Annotated in this window: 26 protein-coding genes and 1 tRNA gene; 9 read left to right on the forward strand and 18 right to left on the reverse strand. The window is 62.2% G+C overall.

Features of this window, described 5'->3' with window-relative positions:
• Window positions 1–581: 581 nt before the first annotated feature.
• The 10 genes from O1W68_RS04925 to O1W68_RS04970 form a co-directional block, all read right to left on the reverse strand.
• Entirely contained in the window at window positions 582–4,859 is a 4,278-nt protein-coding gene (locus tag O1W68_RS04925; protein ID WP_269301802.1) for a tape measure protein, read from the reverse strand.
• Window positions 4,860–4,962: 103 nt separating this feature from the next.
• Window positions 4,963–6,141: a phage major capsid protein gene (locus tag O1W68_RS04930; protein WP_269301803.1), complete on the reverse strand. Its 1,179-nt coding sequence runs from the start codon at window positions 6,139–6,141 to the stop codon at window positions 4,963–4,965.
• Window positions 6,142–6,380: 239 nt separating this feature from the next.
• Complete coding sequence (locus tag O1W68_RS04935) at window positions 6,381–6,524, reverse strand: hypothetical protein (protein WP_269301804.1); 144 nt, start codon at window positions 6,522–6,524, stop codon at window positions 6,381–6,383.
• Entirely contained in the window at window positions 6,521–6,775 is a 255-nt protein-coding gene (locus tag O1W68_RS04940) for a hypothetical protein (RefSeq protein ID WP_269301805.1), read from the reverse strand. Before O1W68_RS04940 ends, O1W68_RS04935 begins: the two co-directional genes overlap by 4 nt.
• A 109-nt stretch (window positions 6,776–6,884) precedes the next feature.
• Complete coding sequence (locus tag O1W68_RS04945) at window positions 6,885–7,067, reverse strand: hypothetical protein (protein WP_269301806.1); 183 nt, start codon at window positions 7,065–7,067, stop codon at window positions 6,885–6,887.
• Window positions 7,068–7,249: 182 nt separating this feature from the next.
• Window positions 7,250–7,618, reverse strand: coding sequence for a helix-turn-helix domain-containing protein (locus O1W68_RS04950; protein WP_269301807.1), 369 nt, complete (start codon window positions 7,616–7,618; stop codon window positions 7,250–7,252).
• A gap of 53 nt (window positions 7,619–7,671) precedes the next feature.
• Entirely contained in the window at window positions 7,672–7,824 is a 153-nt protein-coding gene (locus O1W68_RS04955) for a hypothetical protein (RefSeq protein WP_269301808.1), read from the reverse strand.
• Between the two features lie 20 nt (window positions 7,825–7,844).
• Window positions 7,845–8,732, reverse strand: coding sequence for a tyrosine-type recombinase/integrase (locus O1W68_RS04960; RefSeq protein ID WP_269301809.1), 888 nt, complete (start codon window positions 8,730–8,732; stop codon window positions 7,845–7,847).
• Window positions 8,729–9,019 (reverse strand): hypothetical protein, encoded by a 291-nt coding sequence (locus O1W68_RS04965; protein WP_269301810.1) that lies wholly within the window; start codon window positions 9,017–9,019, stop codon window positions 8,729–8,731. The genes O1W68_RS04960 and O1W68_RS04965 overlap by 4 nt, the downstream gene beginning before the upstream one ends.
• Before the next feature lie 92 nt (window positions 9,020–9,111).
• Window positions 9,112–9,318 carry a DNA-binding protein gene (locus tag O1W68_RS04970; protein ID WP_269301811.1) on the reverse strand — a complete coding sequence of 69 codons (207 nt, stop codon included), beginning with the start codon at window positions 9,316–9,318 and terminating at the stop codon, window positions 9,112–9,114.
• Between the two features lie 99 nt (window positions 9,319–9,417).
• Between O1W68_RS04970 and O1W68_RS04975 the strand changes: the two genes are divergently transcribed.
• Window positions 9,418–9,951 carry a helix-turn-helix domain-containing protein gene (locus tag O1W68_RS04975; RefSeq protein ID WP_269301812.1) on the forward strand — a complete coding sequence of 178 codons (534 nt, stop codon included), beginning with the start codon at window positions 9,418–9,420 and terminating at the stop codon, window positions 9,949–9,951.
• Window positions 9,951–11,093 (forward strand): tyrosine-type recombinase/integrase, encoded by a 1,143-nt coding sequence (locus O1W68_RS04980; protein WP_269301813.1) that lies wholly within the window; start codon window positions 9,951–9,953, stop codon window positions 11,091–11,093. The genes O1W68_RS04975 and O1W68_RS04980 overlap by 1 nt, the downstream gene beginning before the upstream one ends.
• Before the next feature lie 38 nt (window positions 11,094–11,131).
• Here O1W68_RS04980 and O1W68_RS04985 read toward each other — a convergent pair.
• Both O1W68_RS04985 and O1W68_RS04990 read right to left on the reverse strand, forming a co-directional pair.
• Window positions 11,132–11,218 (reverse strand) — tRNA-Ser (locus O1W68_RS04985).
• 48 nt (window positions 11,219–11,266) lie between these two features.
• Complete coding sequence (locus O1W68_RS04990; protein ID WP_442972285.1) at window positions 11,267–11,767, reverse strand: MarR family winged helix-turn-helix transcriptional regulator; 501 nt, start codon at window positions 11,765–11,767, stop codon at window positions 11,267–11,269.
• A 151-nt stretch (window positions 11,768–11,918) separates the two neighbouring features.
• Between O1W68_RS04990 and O1W68_RS04995 the strand changes: the two genes are divergently transcribed.
• Complete coding sequence (locus tag O1W68_RS04995) at window positions 11,919–12,908, forward strand: NAD(P)H-quinone oxidoreductase (protein WP_269301815.1); 990 nt, start codon at window positions 11,919–11,921, stop codon at window positions 12,906–12,908.
• A 47-nt stretch (window positions 12,909–12,955) separates the two neighbouring features.
• Here the strand turns inward: O1W68_RS04995 and O1W68_RS05000 are convergent, their stop codons facing one another.
• Entirely contained in the window at window positions 12,956–14,158 is a 1,203-nt protein-coding gene (locus tag O1W68_RS05000) for a cysteine desulfurase-like protein (protein ID WP_269301816.1), read from the reverse strand.
• 165 nt (window positions 14,159–14,323) lie between these two features.
• Between O1W68_RS05000 and O1W68_RS05005 the strand changes: the two genes are divergently transcribed.
• The 5 genes from O1W68_RS05005 to O1W68_RS05025 are packed head-to-tail and all read left to right on the forward strand — an operon-like array spanning window position 14,324 to window position 18,442.
• Window positions 14,324–14,926: a bacterial proteasome activator family protein gene (locus O1W68_RS05005; RefSeq protein WP_269301817.1), complete on the forward strand. Its 603-nt coding sequence runs from the start codon at window positions 14,324–14,326 to the stop codon at window positions 14,924–14,926.
• A gap of 19 nt (window positions 14,927–14,945) precedes the next feature.
• Window positions 14,946–15,833: a galactan export ABC transporter permease subunit Wzm/RfbD gene (gene wzm, locus O1W68_RS05010; protein WP_269301818.1), complete on the forward strand. Its 888-nt coding sequence runs from the start codon at window positions 14,946–14,948 to the stop codon at window positions 15,831–15,833.
• Between the two features lie 12 nt (window positions 15,834–15,845).
• Window positions 15,846–16,643, forward strand: coding sequence for a galactan export ABC transporter ATP-binding subunit Wzt/RfbE (wzt, locus tag O1W68_RS05015; protein ID WP_269301819.1), 798 nt, complete (start codon window positions 15,846–15,848; stop codon window positions 16,641–16,643).
• On the forward strand, window positions 16,636–17,535 hold the full coding sequence (gene glfT1, locus O1W68_RS05020; RefSeq protein WP_269301820.1) for a galactofuranosyltransferase GlfT1: 900 nt from the start codon (window positions 16,636–16,638) through the stop codon (window positions 17,533–17,535). The genes wzt and glfT1 overlap by 8 nt, the downstream gene beginning before the upstream one ends.
• Before the next feature lie 52 nt (window positions 17,536–17,587).
• Window positions 17,588–18,442: a TylF/MycF/NovP-related O-methyltransferase gene (locus O1W68_RS05025; protein ID WP_269301821.1), complete on the forward strand. Its 855-nt coding sequence runs from the start codon at window positions 17,588–17,590 to the stop codon at window positions 18,440–18,442.
• 16 nt (window positions 18,443–18,458) lie between these two features.
• Here the strand turns inward: O1W68_RS05025 and O1W68_RS05030 are convergent, their stop codons facing one another.
• From O1W68_RS05030 to O1W68_RS05045, 4 genes are all read right to left on the reverse strand, one after another.
• Window positions 18,459–18,863, reverse strand: a complete 405-nt coding sequence (locus O1W68_RS05030; RefSeq protein WP_269301822.1) for a VOC family protein — start codon at window positions 18,861–18,863, stop codon at window positions 18,459–18,461.
• A gap of 10 nt (window positions 18,864–18,873) precedes the next feature.
• Window positions 18,874–19,323: a helix-turn-helix transcriptional regulator gene (locus O1W68_RS05035; RefSeq protein WP_269301823.1), complete on the reverse strand. Its 450-nt coding sequence runs from the start codon at window positions 19,321–19,323 to the stop codon at window positions 18,874–18,876.
• Window positions 19,324–19,345: 22 nt separating this feature from the next.
• Window positions 19,346–21,238, reverse strand: a complete 1,893-nt coding sequence (locus tag O1W68_RS05040; protein ID WP_269301824.1) for a glycosyltransferase — start codon at window positions 21,236–21,238, stop codon at window positions 19,346–19,348.
• Window positions 21,239–21,336: 98 nt separating this feature from the next.
• Complete coding sequence (locus O1W68_RS05045) at window positions 21,337–22,113, reverse strand: glycosyltransferase (RefSeq protein WP_269301825.1); 777 nt, start codon at window positions 22,111–22,113, stop codon at window positions 21,337–21,339.
• Between the two features lie 78 nt (window positions 22,114–22,191).
• Here O1W68_RS05045 and O1W68_RS05050 point away from each other — a divergent pair, with 78 nt between their 5' ends.
• Window positions 22,192–24,447, forward strand: coding sequence for a YfhO family protein (locus O1W68_RS05050; protein ID WP_269301826.1), 2,256 nt, complete (start codon window positions 22,192–22,194; stop codon window positions 24,445–24,447).
• Here O1W68_RS05050 and O1W68_RS05055 read toward each other — a convergent pair.
• A complete protein-coding gene (locus O1W68_RS05055) occupies window positions 24,417–25,382 on the reverse strand; it encodes a Gfo/Idh/MocA family protein (RefSeq protein WP_269301827.1) in 966 nt (321 codons plus the stop codon). The two genes, O1W68_RS05050 and O1W68_RS05055, sit on opposite strands and share 31 nt — an antisense overlap.

The following is a 25,382-nucleotide window of genomic DNA, read 5'->3' on the forward strand; positions in this document are numbered from 1 at the left end:
CCGAAAATCCTCGACCTCCCCGACACCGCGTGGATCAACAAACCAGCAGAAACAACTGACACCGATCAAGAGCACGATTCGATAGCGGCGTAACACCCACTGGACTCATCCACCTTGACAAATTCCGGAATACCAAGAGTGGCGCACACTGCTGCATCACTACTATGACCCGTTCCCTGTAGTCGAACACTACGAACAGGTGGACGGCGCATAGCTCGTGGCAGTCGAATTCTGAAAAACTGACACCTCCATCAGCGCTGGAGTCAACGCCGCTCTGATGATGCTGCGACCGCACAGCGTGCACTAGGCAACCGTCCGGACGCTGCCAGGATTAGGGCGCAGCGTGGTGGGCAAAGGTAGGCAGAGAACGCTGCCACTGTGGGCGGAGCAGACAAAAGGCCCTGACCTACACCGACTGGTGAGATCAGGGCCTTGGTGGCGGAAGCGGAGGGATTTGAACCCTTTTGCGCCCTGCTGGTCAATGCGGTGAACCACTCTTCACCAGCGCTTTTAGTGCTTCCTTGATCTCCGTGGATCGACCTTCTTCGTGGCCAAGTGTGGCCAAAGTGTGGCCACGCCCATCACGGCTTGCCGCCGTATCGCATCATCTGCCGTGTCTGTAGCGAGTTCATCTGCCGCATGACCTCCTTTGTGTCGTGGCCAGTGATCGTGACGTGGTTGATCGAGAAGTCGGGACCGGATCCACCGGCACCCATAACGGGCCCACCGGGCTCAGCTCCGAGCAACCCCGTCACGTTTGCCAGCGTCTCCCTGCCGCCTGTGAGGTTGTTCACGAGGTTGTACCCGGGGGCCAGCACGCCGCCTGTGTCGAACACAGGGACGTTGGCAGGTCGCCGGAGTGCCTTGTCCATCTCCACGAGCCAGTTCGGCTGACCGGGCGTCACTGGTAGCTGGTTGGCGAGATCCTCCTTCGGGAACGAACTCGGTGCTGCCGGGATTAGCGGAGTCGAGAGAAAGCGCGACTCACCGAGCCCGAACGGCAGCTGCTCGAGCATGGCGTCGACGGCAACGCTGCTGAGGTCCGAGCCGAGCTTCTTGAGTCGGTCGGCGACGGAGAACAGTTCCGGAGTGGCGGGTGCACTTGCCGCGGCTGCTGACGGTGCAGGGTCGCTCGTCGTGGCCGGTGTCGTCGAGCTGTCCGGTGTGGTGGAATCGGCCGGCGCTTCTGCGGCTGTCGGCTGCGGATTGAGTAGAGCATTCGGCAAGTGGAACTTGTACCCGAACTGAGCGTCGGCCGCACCGGCCGCGCCGTTGTCGATCGCTGAGGCTCCGAGAGCTCCACCCGACTCTGCGTTGTGTCCGTCGACAGTCGCCGCCATGTGCTCGTCCGACACTCCCACCTGAAAGAGAGTGCCGGAGGGTCCGAGCCCGGATTCCAGACCTGCAGTCGACCCCTCGATCAGGCTGTAGGTCGTGTAGAGCCGCTTGGTCGACCCGACGATTCCCATCGCGATCTGCTGCAGCCAGCCGACGAATCCCGAGCAGTCGAAGTTTGACGGGCCCGTGCCGCCCCAGAGGTACTCGTTACCGGTGACGCCCTGCCCCGCTGTGATCGCGTTCGCAATACCACCGTCTGCGTACTTCTCCAGGCGGTAGCCGAACATGTCGGCTATGCGCCCGAGGATTGCCGTAGAACGAGGCCGCTTCGCGGGAGCCAACGGAATGAATCCCTCGCCGCCCGTTTCCGGTTCGGCCCACTGGACGAGTCGCTTCGCGGGATTGCGGATCTCAGCGTTCCGGGGCAGCGGACCATCGATGCCGCCGTTGGCGCGTTGTGGGACCGGGAACGCTTCGGAGAAGGCGGCACCATACGATTTGGTGCCGTCTGCGACCTCGACCGAGAGTCGCGCAATTCGTTTCTTGTTGGCGATGGCGTCGAGGAGCGTGTCAGCTTCCGAAGCGCCAGTGAGTCCTACGTTGGTCTTGATCTCTCCGGGGAATAGACGATAGGTGTCGGCGAGCTTCTGAGCTTCGGCCAGTGGGATGCCTGCAGCGACCGCCTGGTCGATGAAGCTGTCGCGCACCCGTTGCCCGGCCGCTTCGATCGCGTTTGCGGTGTCAGCGGCCGATAGGCCCTGCTCCACTGCAGACTGTGCTGCCGAAGCGCCAGCCTGGTCGAAGGCCGACTGCACGCCCTTCATCGAGTCGTAGAGTCGCGAACCCGCCGCCGTGCCCGTGTCGATCTCACCCGAAGCGTTGATGACCGAAGCGCCAGCGGTAGTAGCCGCCTCACTGAATGCCCGTAACTTGTCGTTGACCTGCTGTTGCGCGTCCTGCACTGACATCTGATCGCCACGAAGACGTGACATAGCCGAAGTCAGCGAATCGACACCCGTCGCCGCTCCGACACCACCCTCGGCGATAGCTCCGAATGCATCCTTGAGCTGAGAGGCCGACGTCTGCGACTGCACGAACTCGTCGCGGATCTGCTGGTATTTGTCGACAACAATCTGACCGGATTCGCCTGTGCTCATCAGCTGCGTCTTGAGGTCGCTCCACTGCGCCGCCGACCCGGTGACACCATCCGTGAGATCTCGCTGCGACAGATTCAGGCTTTCGAATGCTGCCTGCGCTTCCTCGGCGTCACGGCCGATGTCGCCGAGATCCATGATGTCACCGAGCTTGGTGCCCTCCCCAAAGCTGAACGAGTCCTGGAACGATGCCGTGATCCGGTCCCAAGCGTTGGGGATGCGTTCGGATGCGGCCTCGAGGTCGGCATCGATCTGTTCCAGCTGACCGGACACCAGGGACTTGACCCCGGAATCGGTGTCACCGCCCGAGGAGCTGAATGCGTCGTCGAGACTGCCACGAAACTCGATCATCGAGTTCGCCCAGTTGGCTGCCGAGTTGCGGTTCGCTTCGAGTCCTTCGTTCATCTTGTCCGAGGAGGACTTGAAGGCAATAACCGCGCCGATCGCTGCTGCGATACCGATCATGAAGCCGCCACCGCCACCGAGGAAGCTTGCGACCCGACCGGCTCCGGTTCGAAGTGCCCCCATGCCCGCCGCGCCGACTCCGGCTGCGCCTGCACCCAACGTGGCGACACCGGCTGCCGCGTTCCGCATACCTCCGACCAGCAGACCCGAATTGGCCGCAGCGAGCCGCTGAGCGGCAGCAAACCGTGCGAGCGCCGAGGTCTCAGTATTCGTCGCTGCTGCATGGGCGGTAGCGGCCACAGTCCGCGCGCGAGTCGCGACAGCGCTCTGAACACGCGAGGCGATCGAGGCCCGCTCAGCCGCAACAGAGCCGCCGTTGGCGACAATGTCCGATCGCAGTGCTGCAGTGTGCGCGATCAGGGCCTGCGTGAGCTGACGCTGCACAAGCATCTGTGCGGGCATCAGGATCGTGCGGGCGATGATCGCAATCTGATACGCCTCGTCGATTACCTTCGCAGCAACCATGGCGGCGGCAAGCGTAATCAGCAGTGGCGCAACAATTTCCGTATTTTCGGCGAGGAACCCCATCGCATCACCGAGTACTGAAATGCCCGCTGCCGCGACCGTCGTCGAGTCACCCGCGAGGCCGAGAATCGACGTACCCGCGACCGCGACCGCCGCACCGACTTGCTGGAACGTGTCGATGATCGACGCGCCCGCATCCCTGGTGGAATTGATCGATTCGGTTGCCGGACCTCCCGCCGCCGCGATGCCGCTGAGCGCACTGGAGAACTTCTCCGAGCTCGGGTCCTTGAACGCACCCATCAGCTCGATCGCGCCGTCCCGGATACGGAACAGGGTGTCGACGACTTTCGAATCCTCTTCGAGCCCGAAGGTCATCTTCGCGCCCTTGAAGTCCCCGTTCACCAAAATCGCGTAGACGCCCTGTAGACCATCGGTGAGCTGACGCGCCTTAACGGCTGCCCGCTCGAAGGCGCTTCCATTGCCCTCGATCGACGCGCCACTGGTTGCGAATGCGGACCCGACCTTAGTCATGGTGTCCGCGACGTTCTGCGCAATCGGGGTGACTTTGGTGGTGAGCGTGTCCGTGAAGGAGGTCAGCTTGTTGATGCCGGTCGTTGCCATCGGCAGGAACGGAGCGAGGATCGCAGCACCGAGGCGGTCGCCAGCGGATTTGAGCCCACCGGTGGCGCCCGACAGGGTTGTGCGGAGTCCGGCCATCGTGCCCGCGTAGGCAGCGGTAGCGCCCGCTGCGCCGTCTGACCCTTCGACAATGCCCTTCGAGAGCATGTCCATCGCCTCGGCTGCCGGTACGGCACCCTTGGAGATCATCTTCGACATCTCGGCCGTCGTGACACCGAAGCCGTTGGCGAGGATCTGCAAGGCGGGAACGCCGGCGTAGGCGATGGTGTTCACCTGGTCGAGTGAGACCTTGCCGGTAGCGGCCATTTTGCCGAAGGCGTCCGTGATCGACGAAACACCTTCGGCACCCTTGCCCGATGCGGCTGCAGCTTCACCGATTGCAGTGAGGTAGCCCGGAACCTTCTCCGCTCCGACGCCCATTGCAACGAGGTTCTTCCCAGCGGTGGCGAAGTCCTCGAGCGCGAAGGGTGTGCCCTGGACGGTCTTCTTGATCTCGCCGAGCAGTGCGCCAGCCTTGCCCGCATCGCCCATGATGGTGGTGAGCGATGCGGTCGCGTCCTGGATGGTCGTCAGCCGGTCGAGGCCACCCTTGAGGATCGACCCACCAAAGAGCACCGTTCCGATGCCGCCAGCGATACCGACAGCCTTCGTGAGGCCACCGAGTAGACCGACGCCCATGCGGCCACCGGACGCGGCTGCGCCGCCCTCTGCGCCCGCGAGAGCCTTAGTGACGCCGGGTGCAATCTTGCTCGTTTCGGGCAAGATGCTTATGTAGGCAGTTCCGAGTTCAATTGCCACAGTGAGACTTTCAGGCTCGTTCGCAGCGGCCCTGAAAGATTGAGGGTGGATCGGGTCGGCAGTCTCAGCGCCCTAGGAGGCGAACGGCTGAGACTGCCGAGGACTATGCCGCCTGAGTGGCGATCTTGACGGTGCCGAGCGGCTGCTGAACTTCGAGCTCGAAACGGCCCTCGCAGCGTGCCCGCAACTGGTTCTTGGCGAAGTCGTCGGCGTAGTTCTCCGACCACTTCAGCTCGACGCCCTGCGTGTCGGTGACGATCCGCAGTGTCGACGTGTCGAGCAGCACGCCCGCCTTGGCAGCGAGAGCCGTCGACAGTGAGACCGGCACGCCCCAGAGCTTCTGCGTCGCCCGATCAACCGGCAGTCCGCGGTAGTCGACGGCGGCGGCGGTAGTCGAGGACAGTTCGAGTGACTCCCAGTCCGAGGGCGAGAGCACGAACACCGAGGGCGACTTGCCGATGATCTCCAACTTGGTGATGGCCTGGCGCGCCGTGGTGAGCAGGTTTGTAGCGAATGCCTGAGTCTGGACGCCCGAGACGTTGTTCAGACCGCGCAGTGCAGGGGCTGTGCCACTGCCGTTGAGTACCTGGTTCTCGACTGCGACCCGGAGGCCGTAGAGCAGCTCGTTCTCGATCCACGACGTCAGCGAGTTCACATCTTCGAGCAGGTACTTGTCGATCGGCTCGGACATGTGCGCGATGACGTGCAGCGCTCCGTCAGCCTTGTCCCAGGTGTACAGCGACGTCGGCTTCACCGCTCCGACTGCGACCGGTGCGGCGTTGTTCGTCCGCACGGTCTGCTTGAGATACGACCATGAGGGTGCCGACTCGGTGGCGCTGGGGATGACCTCGAGGAAGGTCTGCAGCGCACGCGGTAGGTCGACAGGAGACTGCGAGAGCAACGGAATCTGAGTGAGGCTGACACCGACCGGAGCGACCGCTTTACGGCCGTTCTCCTCGCGCAGCATTGTTCCGGCGATCGACCGAGCCAGACCCTTGACGGCCGGTCCGGTGATGCCGAGGAACTTCGATCCGGTGGAGTGATTTCGGTCGTCCGGTCCGAGTGGCCCACCGAGCGATTTCAGCGTCTCGATTTCAGCTTCGTTTTCTTTCGCAGCCTTGAGTTGGTCGAGCAGTTCACGGCCCTTGGTCATCTCAGCATCGAACCTGCCGCGCTCGTCGGTGTTCATTTCTCGGTCTTCACCAGTCGCCTTTTCGGCGATCGCACGGGCCGATTTGACGACGTCGACCGCCTCTTCCTGGAGCTGTTTGATTCGAAACATTGTGCCTCCGTAGGCAAATGGGGGTGCATCGAGGCACCGCGAAAGTGGGGGTGTGGGATTGCCAGTGAGCGGGCGGATTGAAGGCTGGTTCCTCACGCACTTGGCCCGCTAAGGCTCCTCATGCACTTGACCGGCTGTGACCGATGGCTCGAACTGCGCTATCTCCGATGAAGTCTCGATCTCGTGACTTGGCCCGAAGGCTCCTCATCGCTTACTTCGAGATCGACCCTACCGCACGATCAGTGCCAGATTCGAGAATCCCAGTCGTCGGCGTTTTCGGCCGGCACTTCGACCAGCTTCGGGCGCTCCGGTGGCCAGCCCTGTTCCGGCTCGATAGGTACGGACTTCATGGGCACCGCTTCCGGCTCCTGGTCGTCGCTCACGAGAGAAATCCGGTCTGTTCGCCGAGGATGACTCGATCCATGAGCTTGTGCGTGGCATCTTCGCCGAAGGACTGCACCAGCGTTTCGCCCAGGCCCTCAGCGAGCGCCCCAATCAGAAGATCGACCTCGCGTGCCTCGTTCGCCTCCAGTAGTGAGCGGTTGAGCTGGCCCAGGTCGTTGTCGAGAAACGCGAGCACTGCACGCGCTGCCCTGGATCGATCGATCGGCCGAATCTTGCGTTCTGCGGTCATTTTGGCTCCTGTTTGGATGTTCACATTGCGGTGTACATGTGTACTTCGAGCGCTGGGTGAGAAAACATTCCCTGCCGCGGAGGAGATCTTTCGTCGCGAGTCGCAGCGATCACGACGCCCTATCCCCCGAGTCGTACACGTCGGCTGTCTTGCGTAGGTGTGGGCGACACTGCAGGCACGGAATGGGTCGTCCGTCGAGGTCGTAACCGAGCCAGCCTTTGCGGCAGCGTGGGTCGTGTGGACGGTCGTCGCGGCTCTGTTCTTCGATCTCTTCACCAAACCGATTGATCATAATTTTTCTTCTCTCACTCGCGTGCACGTCGGTGGTTGAGTTCGAACGCAACCACTCAGGATCTATTTCCAGGTTCTATTTCCAGGTTCATTAAGGATGGGGTGACACTGGTGTCATGTAGACCGGGCTCAAATGTCACTTGGACTTGCGCAAATGTCATGTAGACATTGCGCAAATGTCACCTAGACTTCGGCCTGGTCCATCAGTCCAGGTGACGCTGGTGTCATGTAGAGATCGGAAGTCTGAGTGACACTGGTGTCAGGTGAACTTCCCTCGTAGGGATGACTGTTCGGGTCCAGCCACATCTGCTCAAGCACATCAGTTGGAAGCGAGAGCCGATACTCGTCCGCTTGATTCCTCCATCGGTTGCCCTGCTTCTCGCGCACGATCCACCCGTTCTCTCGAAGCCACTTCATGCCACGCATCACGGTCCGCTCGGTGACCTCCATCTCGCGCGCGAGACGAGCGATACTTGGGTGGATGTTCGTTCCCGTCTTGGACGATCCGAATGTGGCCAATGTAAGTGCGAGGAACTTGGCGCTGCCAGGCATTCGACAGCGCTTGACGCAGCTCTCCCACTCAAAGCGGAACGGTGGGTCGGCACTCATCGCTTCTCGGCTACCTCACCGAGCACCGTCGCGACAGCGTCAACCAGATCCACCGCTTCACCGATTTCGAGTGACAGCGTGGCGCCACGTCCGTAACGAATGCGCACCCGGTCACCCTCGGCCGTCACGGTCACCGGCTCGTCGGTCATCTCATCGATCGTCGCGAACATCACGCACCGCCCAAGGTCTCGGAGAGCTGGTCGATCGAGGCGGCACCGCGCCGAGAGTTGGCTGCGAGGTAGAGCGTCGTGGTCTGCAGGCTCTCGTGACCGAGGCTCGACTGAATGTCGCGCACGTCGGCTCCGAGATCAGCGAGCGCGTTGGCGAAGCGGTGCCGCAGTTTGTGCAAGGTGTACGACAAACCGATGCCCTGGAAGAAGTGAGATGCCACTTGAGTGACGCGGTTCGGCCGCAAATGTCCACCGAGCGCATTCGGGAACACGGGTCCGGCTTTCCTCCCCAGCGCTTCGATCTCGGCCAGCACCTTCGGTGGCACGCGCACCACCCGATCCTTGTCACCCTTGCCGTGCACGACGAGGAAGGCTCCCCCGTTGCTCTCACCGGGCCGGAAGTCTTCGACTCGGCACGCCGCGACCTCTGCGGCACGCAGTCCGCAGAACGCCGCGAGCAGCAACATGCAGTGAAGCTGCGGATCGAACTTCGATGCGGTGAGCGCGTCTCTCAGATCGGCCTCGGTAATCGGTCTGGACAACCGCCTCGGCACCTTCGGCACCACCATGTGCCGGGCAGGGTCGGTGGTGACAAGCCCTTGCTCTTCGGCCCATCTGTAGAAGCTCCGCACGTGAATCGTGTACGTCGCGATCGAACTCACCGAGACCTTGAGACTGTCCTGCCAGTCTTCGAGCACCGTGAGCGTGACCAGTAGCAGCGACGAGTCGAGCCAGTTCTGCAGACGCTTGAGCGCTCCCTCTCGCGCATCGATCGTATTCTGGGATGCGTTGCGCCGCTTGAGCATTCGTAGATGCTTCTGGATCAGGTCGCCATTGCTCGGCAGCGGCGTATCGGCAACGAGCATGAGGCGGGTTGCTGAAGTCATCGCAGATCACCCGCGACCCGTGCGAGATCCTGACGGGCCCACGCGAGAGCTGCGATCAGGCGGTCGATGCCGTCCACGTCGAGCATGGCTTCGAGGTCGGTCCGGACTGCGACGAACGGGATGGTGCCTTCATTGTCACGCCGGGCCTCGACGGTGATGGCAACGTTGCCGCAGCCGAACAGTCCGTCCACCTGGCGGTGCTCGACGGTATAGCCGAGGTTCGACTCCTCGACATCTTCGTAGGTGATCCACTCGGGCTCGGTAGAGGTTAGGTCTACGCTGTTCATTGAATCTGCTCCTGCCTGGTTGCTGGGTTCATTGCCCTCGATGCCATGCCCGGCGTCGGGGGCGTTTTCGTACGGGTCGGGCGTGAATGGCATCAGGCACTCACTGGACGGTCATCGGTGCGCTGGAACGTGTTCGCCTCGACGTACGACTTCAGGTCGGCCCAGGCGTAGAGCACTCGGCGACCGTGCTTCACGAAACGAGGCCCGTTTCCTCTGTAGCGAGCTTCCGCGAGTTTCCTACTGGTTGTGCGCAGGAACTCGGCGGCCTCATCGGCCGTTGCGAGCGGCGACTTCTCCATCTGGCATCTCCTTGCTTCGATTATCCCAATCTTGCTTGGGTTGTCTTCATTCGTACACCATCGCTTTCGTGCTCGCAAGATCGGAGATACATTTGGATCATGGCAGCAAAGCAAATCACCCTCGGGCCGACCGGTGAGACGGTGCGTGAGAACATCGCGCGCATCCGACGTGAGCGCAACCTCACCCTTCGTTCGCTATCGGAGCGCCTCACCGAAGTCGGCCGGCCGATCAGCAATTCGTCGATCAGCCAAGTGGAGACAGGGTCGCGACGGGTAGATGTTGATGACCTACTGGCTTTCGCTGTGGCACTTGATGTTTCGCCGAACATGCTGCTAATGCCTGCGCACTATGATTCAAACCGCGAGATCGCAGTGACGGGAATGGCGGGTGTCCGCGCCGGACTTTTCTGGTACTTCCTCGACGGGATGCGATCACTTACCGCCCAGTCGCTGGACTTCGCTGTGCGTTCTCAACCGCCGTTTTTGCAGCCGCAGTCGGTCCCGGCCCGCGCGTCCGAATCGGCTCCGACCGACCTTCGGGTGGCACGTCGGATGCAGACCAACGGAAACGACGTCGACATGTCTGTCAGTATCGGTGTCGGTGACCTATTCGAAGACGAGGATGACGACTGATGGCCACCATCGAGCCCTACGAGACAGCGGCCGGCAAACGCTGGCGCGTCCGTTACCGAACTCCCGAGCGCCGGTCGACACAGAAGCGCGGGTTCACGTCCAAGCGGCTCGCCCAGGACTTCGCTGCCACCGTCGAAGTCGAGATGATGCGCGGTGAGTACGTGCCGCCACAACTCGGCCGGATCACCGTTTCGGAGTTCGGCCCGAATTGGTTGCAGCGCAAAGAATCTGACCTTAAACCGTCTGCTTACAAGTCGATAGAAACGGCATGGCGCGTCCACGTTCAACCGCGTTGGGGCTCGGTCCAACTCGCGGACATCACGCTCGATTCCGTCGAGCGATGGATCGGGGATCTCGGTCGAGCTGGCAAGGGCGCGACGGTCATCATCCGCGCCTACGGTGTTCTCGCTGGCGTGCTCGACTCAGCTGTGAAGGCGAAGCGACTGGCGAAGAATCCCGCACGCGGCGTCGAGAATCTGCCACGCAAGCAACGCAAGACTCACGTGTATCTCTCACACGACGACGTCGAGCTGCTCGCGACGGCAGCCGGTCAGCACCGGGTGCTCGTGCTCGTCCTGTCGTACTGCGGTGTGCGATGGGGCGAGGCGATCGGCCTACGTGTTCGTCATCTCGATCTACTCCGGAGGCGTCTGAATGTTGTCGACAACGCGGTTCAGGTCGAGCAGCAGATTCACGTCGGGACTCCGAAGTCGCACAAGTCGCGGGCCGTCCCGGTGCCGGCCTTTCTCGTCGACGAGCTGGCGCGGGTATGCGAGGGTAAAGGCCGTGACGAGCTGGTGTTCTCCGGTCGCGGTGGCGAGTACCTCCGACGCTCGGTCAGCTCGACGGGATGGTTCACGCGGGCCGTAGCCAAGTCGGGGGTACCTCGGCTCACTCCGCACGATCTTCGGCACACTGCGGCAAGCCTGGCCATCAGTGCGGGAGTGAACGTGAAAGCGCTACAGCGGATGCTCGGCCACGCTTCGGCGGCGATGACACTCGATGTCTACGCGGACCTGTTCGATGACGATCTCGACGCCGTTGCAACCGCTCTCGATCGTGCTGTTTCGGCGCGAAGTGTGGCCAAAACGTGGCCAGACGGAACACTGGCCGTCGCGGTTTCGGCAGAGAAAAGGCCCTGACCTGCACCTCTCGGTGAGATCAGGGCCTTCCCTGACAGCGGAAGCGGAGGGATTTGAACCCCCGGACGCTTTTACACGTCTCTCGCTTTCAAGGCGAGTGCATTGGGCCGCTCTGCCACGCTTCCGTAGAAGATACTAAACGCCCCGTGCGCCGCGGGGCGAATCGCGGTCGGTCACCGCGCCTGTACCTCCGACTCCGCCATCGCTGCGTCTACCTCCTCGAAGATGTCGCCGAGTACCGTCAGCTGCCGCCGTGTCAGCAGATCGACCAGATGCTTCCGGACGCTCGACACATGTGTCGGAGCCGCTTCGGCGAGCCTGCGGGCGCCTTCGTCGGTGATGACGGCCAGCACGCCTCTGCCGTCGTCGACGCAGGTGTTCCGCAAGACCATCCCGTCGCCTTCCATGCGGCGAATCTGGTGGGTCAGCCGGCTACGCGAGGACAGGACGCCGTCGGCGAGATCGCTCATACGTAGCGATCCGTCCGGTGATTCGGACAGCATCACCAAAATCCGGTACTCCGCCATTGTCAGGCCATGTGCGTCCTGCAAATCCTTGTTGAGTACCCCCATCAATCGTTGGCCGCCGTCTACATAGGCGCGCCACGCTCTCATTTCCGCAGCATCGAGCCACTGCGGGTCCCCCCCTGGACCAAAGGATCTTTCGGCCGTCACCCGACCATATTAGGCAAGGACTGCTACTAGTTTGTAAATCCCTGCCTTCGATGTCCGATTTGTCCCGACAATACTTGCCGAAAAGTTGCCTGGAATTGCACACCGCTGGGACGTTGAATGTGGCTACGGCACCGCGCCTACGCTGGAAGCCATGCACGCAATCACACTGACCGAATTCGGGTCCCCCGACGTCATGGCGTGGACCGAGGTCCCAGATCCGCGCCCGGGCCGTGGCCAAGTCGTCGTCGACGTCGCTGCCACCGCGATCAACCGTGCCGATCTCATGCAGCGGCAAGGCAACTACCCACCGCCTCCCGGCGCGAGCGACATTATGGGGCTCGAATGTTCGGGCGTGATTTCCGAGCTCGGCGAGGGCGTACACGACTGGAAGGTCGGCGACCGAGTATGCGCACTCCTCGCGGGGGGCGGGTATGCAGAGCAGGTCGTCGTGCCGTCGACCCAGTTGTTCCCCATTCCCGGTGAGCTCGATCTGCACGCAGCTGCGGCACTTCCCGAGGTGGCATCGACTGTGTGGTCGAATCTCGTCATGTACGGCGGCATGCGATCCGGACAGGTCCTGTTGATCCACGGCGGCGGTAGCGGCATCGGCACGCACGCCATTCAGGTGGCAAAGGCGTTCGGCGTCACCGTCGCAGTCACAGCCGGCTCGACGTACAAACTCGACTTCTGTAGGACGCTCGGTGCGGACATCACCATCGACTACAAGAACCAGGACTTCGTCGAGGTGTTGCGGTCCGAAACCGACGGCCACGGTGCCGATCTGATACTCGACAACATGGGCGCAAAGTACTTGCAGCCCAACGTGAATGCGCTCGCAATGGACGGCACGCTCATCACGATCGGCATGCAGGGCGGCGTCAAGGGTGAGTTGAACTTCGGCGCGCTGCTCGGCAAACGCGGAACCGTCCACGCCGCTGGGTTACGCGGTAGACCCGAAACCGGTCCCTCGAGTAAAGCGAACATCGTCTCGGACATGACCGCTCGCCTGTGGCCGATGATCAGCGAAGGGCAGATCAGTCCTGTCATCCACGCCGAAATTCCGATTACCGATGCGGCCCTGGGACATCGAATGCTCGACGCCGAAGACACCATCGGCAAGGTGATCCTGCGAGTGCAGTAATTCTGCAGTAGAGGCCCGGCGGTACCTACCTCGTGCCGTCCGGGCGTCTACGCCAGCTTGGACAATGCTTCGACGAACTGATCGATCTCGTATCGCGTCGTATACGGAGCGAGCCCGATCGTGACGGCACCACCCTCGTCGTTGACACCCAACGCATCGAGCAACCGGCTTCCGCTGTGGATTCCGCTGACCGTTCCGATCCGGGCCTGAGCGAGATGCTCGGCAACCTTGTCGGCAGAGGTTCCCGAGACTGTGAAGCTGAGCGTGGGAATGCGACTCGGAGAGTCGCCGAGAACCATCACATGATCGAGCGTTGCCAGTCGCCGAATCAAATAGTCGAACAGTTTGTCGTGGTAATCCTGTAGCGAACCGATGGACAGCTGAAGGCGTTCGCGTCGCGTCCCGGTGGCGCCCTCGTCGAGATTGGCGAGATAGTCGATGGAGGAGACGACACCGGCGAGCAATGCGTATTGATGCCCACTGACCTCCAACCGCTCGGCGCCCTTCGCAAACGGGTCGAGCGACATCGACGGTATGCGGTCGATCAAGCTGGGATCACGAAACACGAGCGCACCGACCTGAGGCCCGCCCCACGCGGAAGCGTTGACGGCGAGGACGTCGGCCCCGAGTTCTTCGATATCGACGTGGGCGTACGGCGCCGCACCTGCAGCATCGACGACGATGAGGCCGCCGACGGCGTGGACACGATCGGCCGCGACCCGGACGTTGGGAGCCGAGCCGACGATCGGTGACGCAGCGGTGACCGCTACGAGACGGGTACTGGAGGTGATGAGCTCCTCGAACTGCCAGCTGGGCAGCTCACAGGTGTCGATCTCGACCTCGGCCCAGCTCACACGTGCGCCGTGGCGATTGGCGATGCGCAGCCATGGCGCAACGTTCGCTTCCTCGTCGAGCCGGGAGAGAACCAGACCGGTCCCGAGCCCGAGACGGGTCGACAGCGACTCCGCCAGCCAGGCCAGCATCGTTCCGCGATCGGGCCCGAGCACTACCCCTGCCGGATCACCGCCGACTAGGTCGGCGATGGCCTGCCTGGCCGCTTCGAGGAGCCCGGCGCTACGACGTGAGGACATGTGTCCGGAGTTGTGATTCGGCGCACTTCCACGAAACGCCGTCGATACCGCGGTCGACACACGATCGGGGATCTGCATCCCGTTTTGTGGGTCGAGGTGAATCCAACCGTCGCCCAGTGAGGGAATCGACCCTCTGACACGTGCGACGTCATACCCCATGCCGGACACTCTAAGCGTCGATTTCGTGAGCGTGTTTTCCACATCCCTTATTCGCATCCGCCGCCCTGTCGACTCGCACGGTTGTTTCCCCCGATCCCGCCCCCACGAACAGGATAATTGGACCCGCTCGTCGCGCAATCCCTGGCAACGCGCAAGGATAGCGTTATGACGCAATCGGACTCGAACTCGAATCCCGAAGCCGGAGACCATGTCGTCGTGATCGGCCCCAATGGAGAGCCTCTCGCACTGAGCCGCGCGGAGGCAACCGCTGCGGCCGCACGAGCAGCGGGAAGCAGCCCGCATCGGCCCGCCGATCCGGGCGACGCCGACCAACCTCTATCGGACATGGTCGAGCAACCCGCCAAGGTCATGCGGATCGGCACGATGATCAAACAGTTGCTCGAGGAAGTGCGCCTCGCGCCCCTCGACGACGCCAGCCGAACCCGACTCAAAGACATCCACCAGTCGTCGATTCGTGAGCTCGAGCAGGGATTGGCACCCGAACTCCGCGACGAACTCGAACGCCTGGCACTGCCCTTCGGGGAGGACGCCATTCCCTCCGACGCCGAGCTGCGCATCGCACAGGCCCAGCTCGTCGGGTGGCTCGAAGGTCTCTTCCATGGAATTCAGACGGCACTGTTCGCGCAACAGATGGCCGCGCGCGCCCAGCTCGAGCAGATGCGCCAGGGTGCATTACCGGCCGGGGGAATGCTCAGCCCTGGCGTCGGCGGCCCTGGTGGCGGAGGCGGTACCGGTCAGTACCTGTAAACGGGTAGGGTCGACCGTCGTGTCGGCCCCACCGAAGAATTCCGAGAGCGAAGCAGGAGAACGCGTGCCCGTTCCCGTTCCTGTTTCGGACTCACAGACGTTCACGCGCGCTTTCGGCGATCTGACGACGGGATTGAGCCAGCGCGAACTGTGGCTGCATCTCGGTTGGCAGGACATCAAGCAGCGCTACCGCCGCTCGGTGATCGGACCCTTCTGGATCACTATCGCCACCGGCGTCCAAGCCGTCGCGATGGGCTTGTTGTATTCGGTACTTCTCGACGTCGACCTGAAGACCTTCCTGCCGCACGTCACTGTCGGCCTCATCATCTGGGGTCTGATCAGTGCGTCGATCCTCGAAGGTGCCGATGTGTTCGTCGCGAACGAGGGGCTGATCAAACAACTGCCCAGCGCGCTGAGTGTGCACATCTATCGGCTGGTGTGGCGTCAACTGCTGCTGCTGGGCCACAACCTGCTGATCTACGTGATCATCATCGCCGTGTTCTTCCCGCCGAACGGTTTCCATTGGTCGGATCTGGCTGCAATTCCGGCTCTCGTATTGATCTCGCTGAACGCGCTGTGGGTGGCCATTCTGTTCGGCATCGTCTCCACCCGCTACCGCGACATCGCGCCGATTCTGGGCAGCATGGTGACGCTGTTGTTCTTCATGACTCCGATCGTGTGGACCACAGCAGGCCTCGAGTCGATGGGCGGCGACGCTGCCAAACGCGCCAAATTGGTCGAGCTCAACCCGCTCTTTCACTATCTCGACATCATCCGGGCACCCATGCTCGGCGAAACTCAGGAGCTGTACCACTGGTACATCGTGATCGCGTTCACGATTGTCGGCTGGCTGCTCGCCATCTTCGCGCTCAAGAAGTACCGGGCCCGCGTGCCCTACTGGGTTTAGGGGTCTGAAACTTTGTCTGTCAGCATCAGCACGCACGACGCTTGCGTCGACTTCCCCATCTTCGACGCCAAGACGCGTTCGTTGAAGAAAGCATTCCTCGGCAAGGCCGGTGGATCCATCGATCGGAACTCCTCCGACGTGGTCGTGGTCGAGGCGCTCAAGAACATCACGATGAACCTCAAAGACGGGGACCGCATCGGGCTCGTCGGACACAACGGTGCAGGCAAGTCGACGCTGCTGCGGCTGCTGTCCGGCATCTACGAGCCCACCCGGGGCAGTGCCTCGATCCGTGGCCGCGTCGCGCCGGTGTTCGATCTGGGCGTCGGAATGGACCCCGAGATCTCCGGCTACGAGAACATCATCATCCGCGGATTGTTCCTCGGCCAGACACGCAAGCAGATGCTCGCGAAAATGGACGAGATCGCTGATTTCACCGAGCTCGGCGAGTACCTCGACATGCCACTACGGACATACTCGACGGGTATGCGGGTGCGCGTCGCGATGGGCGTCGTCACCAGCATCGACCCGGAGATTCTGCTGCTCGACGAGGGTATCGGTGCCGTCGATGCCGAGTTCATGAAGAAGGCCCGTATCCGCCTTCAGGAGCTGGTGAAGCGCTCCGGAATTCTGGTGTTCGCCAGTCATTCCAACGAATTCCTGGCCCAGCTGTGCGATCGCGCGATGTGGATCGATCACGGGGAGATCCGTCAAGAAGGCGGAATCGAGGACGTCGTGCGGGCCTACGAGGGCGACGACGCAGGCGATCACGTCGCGACGATTCTGAAGGAACTCGAGCGCGACAGTGCCTGAGAAAATTGTCGGGGTGATCGTCACCCACAAGCGTCGTGAGCTCCTAGCCCTGTCGCTGGACGTCGTGGCGCATCAGAGCCGACCGCTCGATCATCTCGTCGTCGTCGACAATGCGCACGAGGACGCGGTCCGCGCACTCGTCGAGTCGGCAGACATCCCGACCACCTATCTTGGGTCACATCACAATCTCGGTGGAGCCGGCGGCTTCGCACTCGGCATTCTGTACGCGCTGTCCCTCGGGGCCGATTGGGTCTTTCTCGCCGACGACGACGGCAGGCCCGAGGGCCCCGACGTCCTGGCGACGCTCTACGCCTGTGCACAGAAGCACGGCCTCGACGAGGTCTCCCCCGTCGTCTGCGACATCGACGATCCCGATCGGCTCGCGTTTCCGTTGCGCCGCGGAACCTCGTGGCGACGCCTTCGTTCGGAATTGATCGACCCGCAGAATCCCGAAGACGATCTACTCGAAGGCATCGCTTCGCTGTTCAACGGCGCACTGTTCAAGGCGTCGACCATCGATGCGGTGGGTGTACCGGATCTGCGACTGTTCGTCCGCGGCGACGAGGTCGAGGTGCACCGACGGCTGCAGCGGTCGGGCTTGAAGTTCGGTACCTGCTTGACGACGGCGTATGTGCACCCCAACGGTGCCGCAGAATTCAAGCCGATCCTCGGCGGACGTATGCACACGCAGTATCCGGACGATGCGACGAAGCGGTACTTCACGTACCGAAATCGCGGATATCTGATGTCGCAGCCCGGAATGCGAAAGCTGCTGCCGCAGGAATGGATTCGGTTCGGTTGGTACTTCCTTGTGACGACTCACAACCCGAAGGGGCTCGCCGAGTGGCTGCGGCTCAGGCGGCTCGGCCGGCGGGAGCATTTCCGGCGGTAAGTCGGTGGCCCTGCTCATGTGACATAGGGCCGTCCTCGGCTACCGTGTGCGCATGACGGAACCTCGGAAGCTGACGGATCGACTTCGGCATTCGGCACGCGAGAAAATACAGCGGGCAATCGGCGAAGTTCTCGACAAGCAGACGGCCCAATTGGCCGAGCAGACGGGCGATCAGCAAGCCAAGCTTCTCGAGATCCTCGACCGTCAACGCCGAGAGATCGACGACCTCCACGCGTTCATTCGCGGCCTGGAAATGCGTATGCGTCGCGACATCCCGTACGCGTCCGACGTCGAGGCTGCGGCGCAGAGCGCCGAGTTCGCCGAGGAGGTCATGCCCAAAGCGCCGACCTTCCTCCGTCCGCACGCAACGCTCCGCTTCGCGCTCGGTGAAGTGTCCGTCCCCGGCATGGCACTCGAATTCGGGGTAGCCAGCGGCACCACCCTGGAAATCATCGCCGAGGAGTCGGCGTCGAAGAAGGACGTGACGATCGTCGCCGGCTTCGATGTCTTCTCGGGGTTGCCCGAAACCTGGCGCAGCGGATTCCCGAAAGGCCTGTTCGAGCAGGAGAACCTGCCCCAGGTCCCCGGTGCCGAAATCGTGCCCGGCCTGTTCGAGGAATCGCTGCCCGAGTTCTTGAAGCACCATGACGACAACCTGGCGTTCCTACACCTCGACGCGGACCTGTACTCGTCGACGATCACGGTGCTCGACCTGGTCGCCGACCGACTCGTCGTCGGGACCGTCATCGCCTTCGACGAGTACTTCAACTTCCCGGGCTGGCGTAATCACGAATACCGCGCGTGGACCGAGTTCGTCGCACGCACGGGTACCGAATTCGATTACCTCGGCTACACCGCGGACAACGAGCAGGTGGTCGTGCGGATCAGGCGAGCGCCGTCACTGTAGGCGATCGGAGGCCGGGTCAGGCCTGCGAAATGCGTACGAGGTTTCCTGCCGGGTCACGGAAGGCGGCGTCACGCACTCCCCACGGCTGACTCGCGGGTTCCTGCAGGATCTCGGCGTTACCCGCTGCCCGCACCTTTTCGAACGTCGCATCGAGGTTGTCGGTGCGGAACAGCACCCCGGGAAGCTCGCCCTTCGCCAGTAGGGCGGCCAGCTCGTCGCCGAGTTCCACCGATCGACCGGCATGAGGCTGCGACAGGACTATCTCGATTTCAGGTTGGGCGGCGGGGGTCAGCGTGATCCAACGGAACCCGTCGTTGGCAACCTCGTTCTTCACCTCCAACCCGAGGGTGTCGCGGTAGAACAGCAGCGCGGCGTCGGGATCGTCGACGAGGACATGTACGTGGCTCAATGAGACTGTCATGTCTGCAAATCTAGAACTCCGGGACGACCTGTGCTTCTTCGATCCTGCTCGGTTGAGCCCGAGTCCGACGCGGGCGTCCCAGCACCATGGCAGAGCAACTGGGCACCACCCGACTGTCGTCGTGATCGCGTGACCGATATGCGCTCGGTGTCTCACCCACGACCTCGGTGAAGCGAGCACTGAAAGAACCGAGACTGGTACAGCCGACGGCGAAACACGCCTCGGTCACGCTCATGTCTCCGCGACGCAGAAGCGCCTTGGCGCGCTCGATGCGACGCGTCATCAAATGCGAATAGGGCGTCTCACCGTAAGCATCGCGGAACCGACGACTGAAATGAGCCGTCGACATGTACGCCGCGCGAGCCAGCGTCGGGACGTCGAGAGGACTCGCGTACTCGCGATCCATCAGATCGCGGGCACGACGAAGATGGCGCAGTTCTTCGAGGTCGGCCCCACTCATGGGTGAAATCCTACGCCCGGGTTCAGCTGTAGAGCCGGGCCCAGTTCTCGCGACTCGTCAGTTGCGGAGCGGCTCGCCGGTACTCCGACTGTGTTTCCGCTGCCTCCTGGCGGAATCGCGCGAGCAACTTCGCTGCGCGAGCCGACAGCTCGGATGCTTTTTCCTTGTCGCGCTTACGGATCCGGACACCAGACTGCGATGCGTCGGTGACCACCGCATGATCGAACAGCGATACGTGCCACCAATGTGCTTCGGCTGCAGGGATACTCGCAATTCCTGGAATGGTGCGTCCAAGCCATTGAAACGCTGCCCGCTTGCCGAGCACGAGATCGATACGATTCTTCTTCGGTTCGAACCCGGCATGACGTGTCACCAGATCCGACGATCGAATGCCGGGCATGTCGGATGCCGGGTGCTTGACGGTTTCGGGGAATTGCCCACGCTCGGCTCGGATGGACTTCAGGACGGCCATTCCACCGTCCTCGAGAATCTTGGGTCCCTCGAGAAAATCCTCGATTCCACGAATCATCGTGAACGCCAGACCGTATTGCATCGAGACCAGGTACTGAGCGATATCACGCGCCATCTGCCGGCTCAACGATCTCGCATCGAAATCACTGTGCAACGCAGCAACGATCAGAGAGTTGCGGACACTGAAGTATTTCGCCCAGTCATCGCGGTCTTTCCAGTGAAAGTCTGCGTGCCAGACACCTGCATTCGGGAGCGTGACGGTAACAAATCCGTTCGCACGTGCCCGAATTCCGTATTCGATGTCGTCCCATTGGAAGAAGAGCGGAAGCGGAAGCCCAATCTGCGCGATGACCTCGGCGGGGATCAAGCACGACCACCACGCGTTGTAACCGGCGTCGACCCGCTTGTTCTGCTGACGCTTCTTCTTCAGAAGATTGGCGTCGTGCTTCGAGCCTGCCGCCCATCGACCGGCCCTCAGCTTCGACAGGTCCGCTTCTTCGGCGCTGACGTGCAAGTGCTCGGGGTTCATCAGGTACAGCATCTGCGCGCCGACCAGAGTCGGCTCGACGGTGACGTTGGCGAACGCGTTCATCCGCAGGACCGTTTCGGGTTCACAGAGAATGTCATCGTCCATCAAGATCAGATTTGCGTGCTCGTTGATGGCTGAGACCTCGAACATGCCGCGAGTGAATCCGCCGGCGCCGCCCAAGTTCGGTTGCCGGATGTAGACCAGTTTGTCTCCGAGACGGGAGGCAACGTCGGTGAACAGTTCGCGATCCGATACATGATCGGTGCCCTGGTCCACGACATACACCGCGTCGATTCCAGCGACCATCCCGTCGTCACCGGCGATCGCAGCAACCGTGGCTGCACAGTCGTCAGCGCGGTTGAACGTACAGATGGCAATCGCAGCAGGCCGAATCACCGGCGGAGCAGGCACGGTCCATTCGAGATCACGGATGGTCAGTTGCCCGTCGACGGCCGTGAACTCGGCCCACAGCGTGCCGCCGTCTACGAAGGTGTCGAGTGTGGCAGCGAGCGATGTCGTCCCGGAGCCTTCGAGGACGCGAGTGCTCAGGGTCCGAGCGTTCCCCGCCGAGTCGGACGCGCGGAGAAGCACCGTGGCATTGCTGTCGTTCTCGTGTCGGAACTGGAGCTGCACTTCGGTGACCGTGGTCCAACGCTGGAAATAACTAGCAGCGAACCGACCGAAGTAGGTGTCGGTGTCGACCGTCGCACCCTTCTCCAGGTGGACCACAAATCTTTCACGATGCGCGCGCCCTTTGACGATCGTGGCGTAGAGATCATCCTTCACCAGCGGGGTGGGGCCGGTGAACAATCCTCGCTGCACCACCAGTCTCGAGGAACTCTCGTGCTCGGTGAGGGCCTTACGCACCGCGACAGTGCTCCCATCCACAGGCGCAACCGACGCAGGCTTTTCCATAATGCTCCCACTACTTCCCACAACTTGGATGTCGAACAATCACTTCGGCGCGAGGCGACTTGGTTCGCAGAGTAACAACCCAACCAAGCAATCCCAGTTCATACAGAGCGCGAAACGCTCCCCCATGTCGGTTTCGCGCCATGTTGATGACGCTTGCGGATTCTGAACAGGCCGAGCCCCATGGACACTACGTCTGCTCTGGAGACGCGCGTCCCGTGGCTGTCATGGTCCTCGCTGAGTCGGACTGGAACCTCCTGCGGGCGAATGTCGAGCTTTTCGACCAGATAGACCAGTTCCGTCGTGAACAGAAAGCCAGGCTCCACGATGTCCGAGGCAAGGCCTCTGATCAAGTCCCCGTCGACGAGTACGGTGCCCTGCGGATCACCCGTGCGCATACCCAGCACAATCCGCCGTAGCGATGCGAATCCCCAGGTGAGGACACCGCGTAAGGCTCCCCGTTCGACCGAAGATTCGCTATGGGCTTTCGAGCCGACCACGAACGCCGGGAAATGACCGCCGTTCCGTGAGGCGAGTGCGTCCGCGCCGTCCAAGTCGTCGAATCCGAACGGTAGGTCATCCGCCGTGAGCAACACATGGGCTCCGCGACTCGCCTGAACTCCCACTCGAAGTGCGTTACCCAGGCCCTTTTCGCTTTGCAATACGGTGAACGCCACATCGGTGCCGTCCCATCGCTTTGCCATGCTCGTGCACAAGGCGAAGGTGTTGTCGGTGGACCCATTCTCGACGACGATGATCTCGGCGTTGCCGCCCGAGAGACGGTTCATCAGTCGTCGCGCGGTGTTCTCGATCACCGCGCTGGAATTGTGTGCAGGTATGACAACGGATAAACCGACTGCCTCGGTACTGCCCGTCATCTAGTTCACTCGCCTTTCCAGCGTTCTCACAGGCATCGTATCGCGGGAGCGTCCGGCCATCTCGTAGGCTCTGGCTCCGTGGCCACTCCTGTTATCGCGCCCGATCCATCCCGACGGCGTGTACGACGTCTCCCCGAGTGGTCGATCGCGGCATTCATCGCCGTCGCGGTCGCATTGATCGCGACTGTTCCTCGGTTGATCAACGATCGCTTCTACTACGCCGGCGACATGCTCGAGTCTTTCGTGCCGTCGTGGCACCGCATCGGCACCGAACTGCGCTCCGGGCACTGGCTCGCCATGAACCCCGACGCGTGGGTGGGCGGAAACTACGCGGGTGAGGCCGCATACGGGCTGTACAACCCCGTCAATCTCGCCAACTACGTCTTGACGTCCTACTTCGAGAATCTGTCGGTCGCCGCCTACGTGGTCATGGTCGAGTTCCTGGCTCTGTTCGCAGTCGCTACCTTCCTGCTGTGCCGGGAGTACGGCGCGCGTCGCGGGCCAGCGCTTCTGGCCGGACTGACTCTTCCGTTCGGCGGATTCACGCTGTTCTACGAGGCAGGTGGGTGGCCCTCCGGGATGATGGCGGTGGCCTGGGTAACCCTTTTCTGGTGGTCGGCGCTGCGGCTTTCCCGCGGACGCACCAACCCCTTCTTCACATTCGTCATCGGCGCTCTGACCGTCAGCATGGGCAACCCCTATGCGGCCCTCGGTGCCGTGATCGTCCTCGCCGGAATCGGGCTGGAGCTTCTCCTCGAGCGTCGATTCCGGCGGTTGCTCGTCGTCGTAGCGACAGGTGCGTGCGCAGGGAGTGCGGCGTTGGTCACCTACCTGCCGCTCTTTCTCAGCGTCGAGGTGACGACGCGGGCGGGCAGCACTGGCATCAGCAACGACGCGTTCCTTCAACCTCAGTTCGGCGGGCTGGCCGGGCTCAGCAGTCCTACATATTTTCCCGTCATCATGACGTTCGGCGGGCCGATCGAAGTTCTTCCCTCGTTGTACTTGGGGTGGTTCGTTCTACCTCTGTTGCCGTTCATTCGATGGGGCCGGATCAGGGCACTGTTCGCCTCGCCCCGATTCCGAGCGACCTACGGCCGTCGACTGGTCAGCCTCGCTGCGATCACGGTCGTGTTCCTGCTGTTCACGTTCGGGCCCTCCAACGTCGGGATGTTCCGATGGCCCATTCGATTGGTCGAGTATCTCTATCTCGGGCTGATCGTTGCGTTGTCGCTGTCCATGTCGCTCGGCCTCGCCCGAGACCATGTACGTCGGCGACTGACCCTCTCGTCAGTGACGATTGCAATCGGCTTCTACCTGGCCTTCGCGTCGTCGCCAGCTCTCACCGGACGGCACACCGTCGCAACGGTAATCGTGCTTCTACTGGCGGTCGCGTCGTACTTGTCGTGGCGTCGGTGGAGCACTGGCGGACTGGTCACTGCATTGACACTTGGCACCGTTACGGTGATGTCTTTTCAGGTCTTCACACTCAGCGTCGACGTAATCGCCGATTCGCGCCAGGATCCGTCCAGTACCGCGCGGCTTTCCGAACAGACCGACCGATACCAGGGCACCGTGTTGCAACTCGCCGAACTCGAGGACACGAATCCGAGCGACATCACCGAAGGTCGCATCCTTTTCGGCAACGAGATACTTGCATCGACCGTAGATTCGAGTGTCAACTCTTACACCGGGATCGGATTCACCGACTTTCAGAACGCACTGTGCATGGACTACCGCGGCGCAGTGTGCCCTGAGCTGTACGACGCGCTGTGGCAGCCGGTCAACGGCGACATCGACATCCCGCTCGTGGACTACCTACGGGTCGATACCCTCGTCGTTCAAGATGCATTGCTTCCCGAAGTAGCCGCAGCGTCTGCTCCACCGGGCTGGCGTATCACCGAGCGCGACGACGTCCGTACGGTGATGCAGCGCAACGAGATCAGTCGCCTTCCCGGCACGGTGTCCTACACGTCCCCCGGCGTGCTTGTCGCCGAAGGAGATTCGAGCGCACAGAGCGAGAGTGTCCGGACGTCGGGCACCGGGGGCGACATTTCGTTCGCCCGCCTGGCGTGGCCCGGATACACCGCGACGATCGATGGCGTCGACATCCCGGCGAACGCAGGGTGGCACGGCCTCTTGGAAGTGACCGTGCCACCTGGTGATCATGAACTGGCCATCTCCTTCGCCCCTCCGCGGCAACGCCTGTCGATCGCTGCGTACGCGCTCGCTGCGGTCGCCGCACTCCTACTGACCGTTGTCGACATTGCATACCGTCGACGGAAGGTGTCCGTACGCAAACGAGCTCAGGAAGAAGCCGACACCGTCGCCTCGTGAACGGCGCGATGCGCGGGAAGGATCGTGTCTCGTTCGCCAGCGATGTCACCCGTTCCAGCAACCAGTGACAGATAGTGATTGAGCTGCGCGGACAGCGGCTCCTCGCTGTATCGAATGGTGGGAATTTCGATCACTGTCTGTTGTTGGTAGCCGTCCCGGTCCGCCGGCATGTCGTCGGCGATGTGTCGATAGATCGTGATGTCTCGACGCAACAAGTCGATCTCGATCAATCGATCGGTCTCCAGAAGGGAAAGCTGACGGATCTTTCGCTGGCTCACCCTGCTTGCCGAGATCGTCGCCACTGAACCCGACTCGAAACGCAGAACGGCGTCGGCGCAGTCCTCCGCCTGATTGTCACGGGAGGCCGGATGGAAGTACCCGAATTCCCCCTTCACTCGAGTCGGTTCGGAACCGATGAAACCGATGGCCAGGTCGACGTCGTGAATAAGCAGGTCGGTGGCCACACCCGTCGCGATGCGAGAAACGAAAGGTGAATGACGTACCCCGTTCACCTGCCACACTTCCCCGGCGAACTCTCGTGCTGTGCGCACCGCGGGATTGAATCGTTCGAGCAATCCACACATCAGCGGAACGTCCGCAGCAGCGGCTCGTTCGACCAGGTCTGCGCTCTGCTCGTACGTCGTCGCAAGCGGTTTCTCGACCAACACCGGTTTGCCGAGATCCAATATCCGCCCGGCTATGTCGTAGTGCGCCTGCGTAGCCGCCGCCACGACGACAGCGTCGATTCCTTTCAGGTCGTCGAAATCTGCTGCCCACGTCGTGGAAAAACGCTCGGCGACGGCCCGGCCCTGCTCTTCTCGCGGCTCGATGAGGAGCGCAAGCTCACACGATGCCGACTGGGAGATGACTCGGGCGTGCAGCGAGCCCATCTGGCCTGAACCGACCAGGGCGATCCTCGGTAGAGAAGTGCTCAT

The organism is Rhodococcus sp. H36-A4 (assembly GCF_027158005.1).
Classification (GTDB): domain Bacteria; phylum Actinomycetota; class Actinomycetes; order Mycobacteriales; family Mycobacteriaceae; genus Rhodococcoides.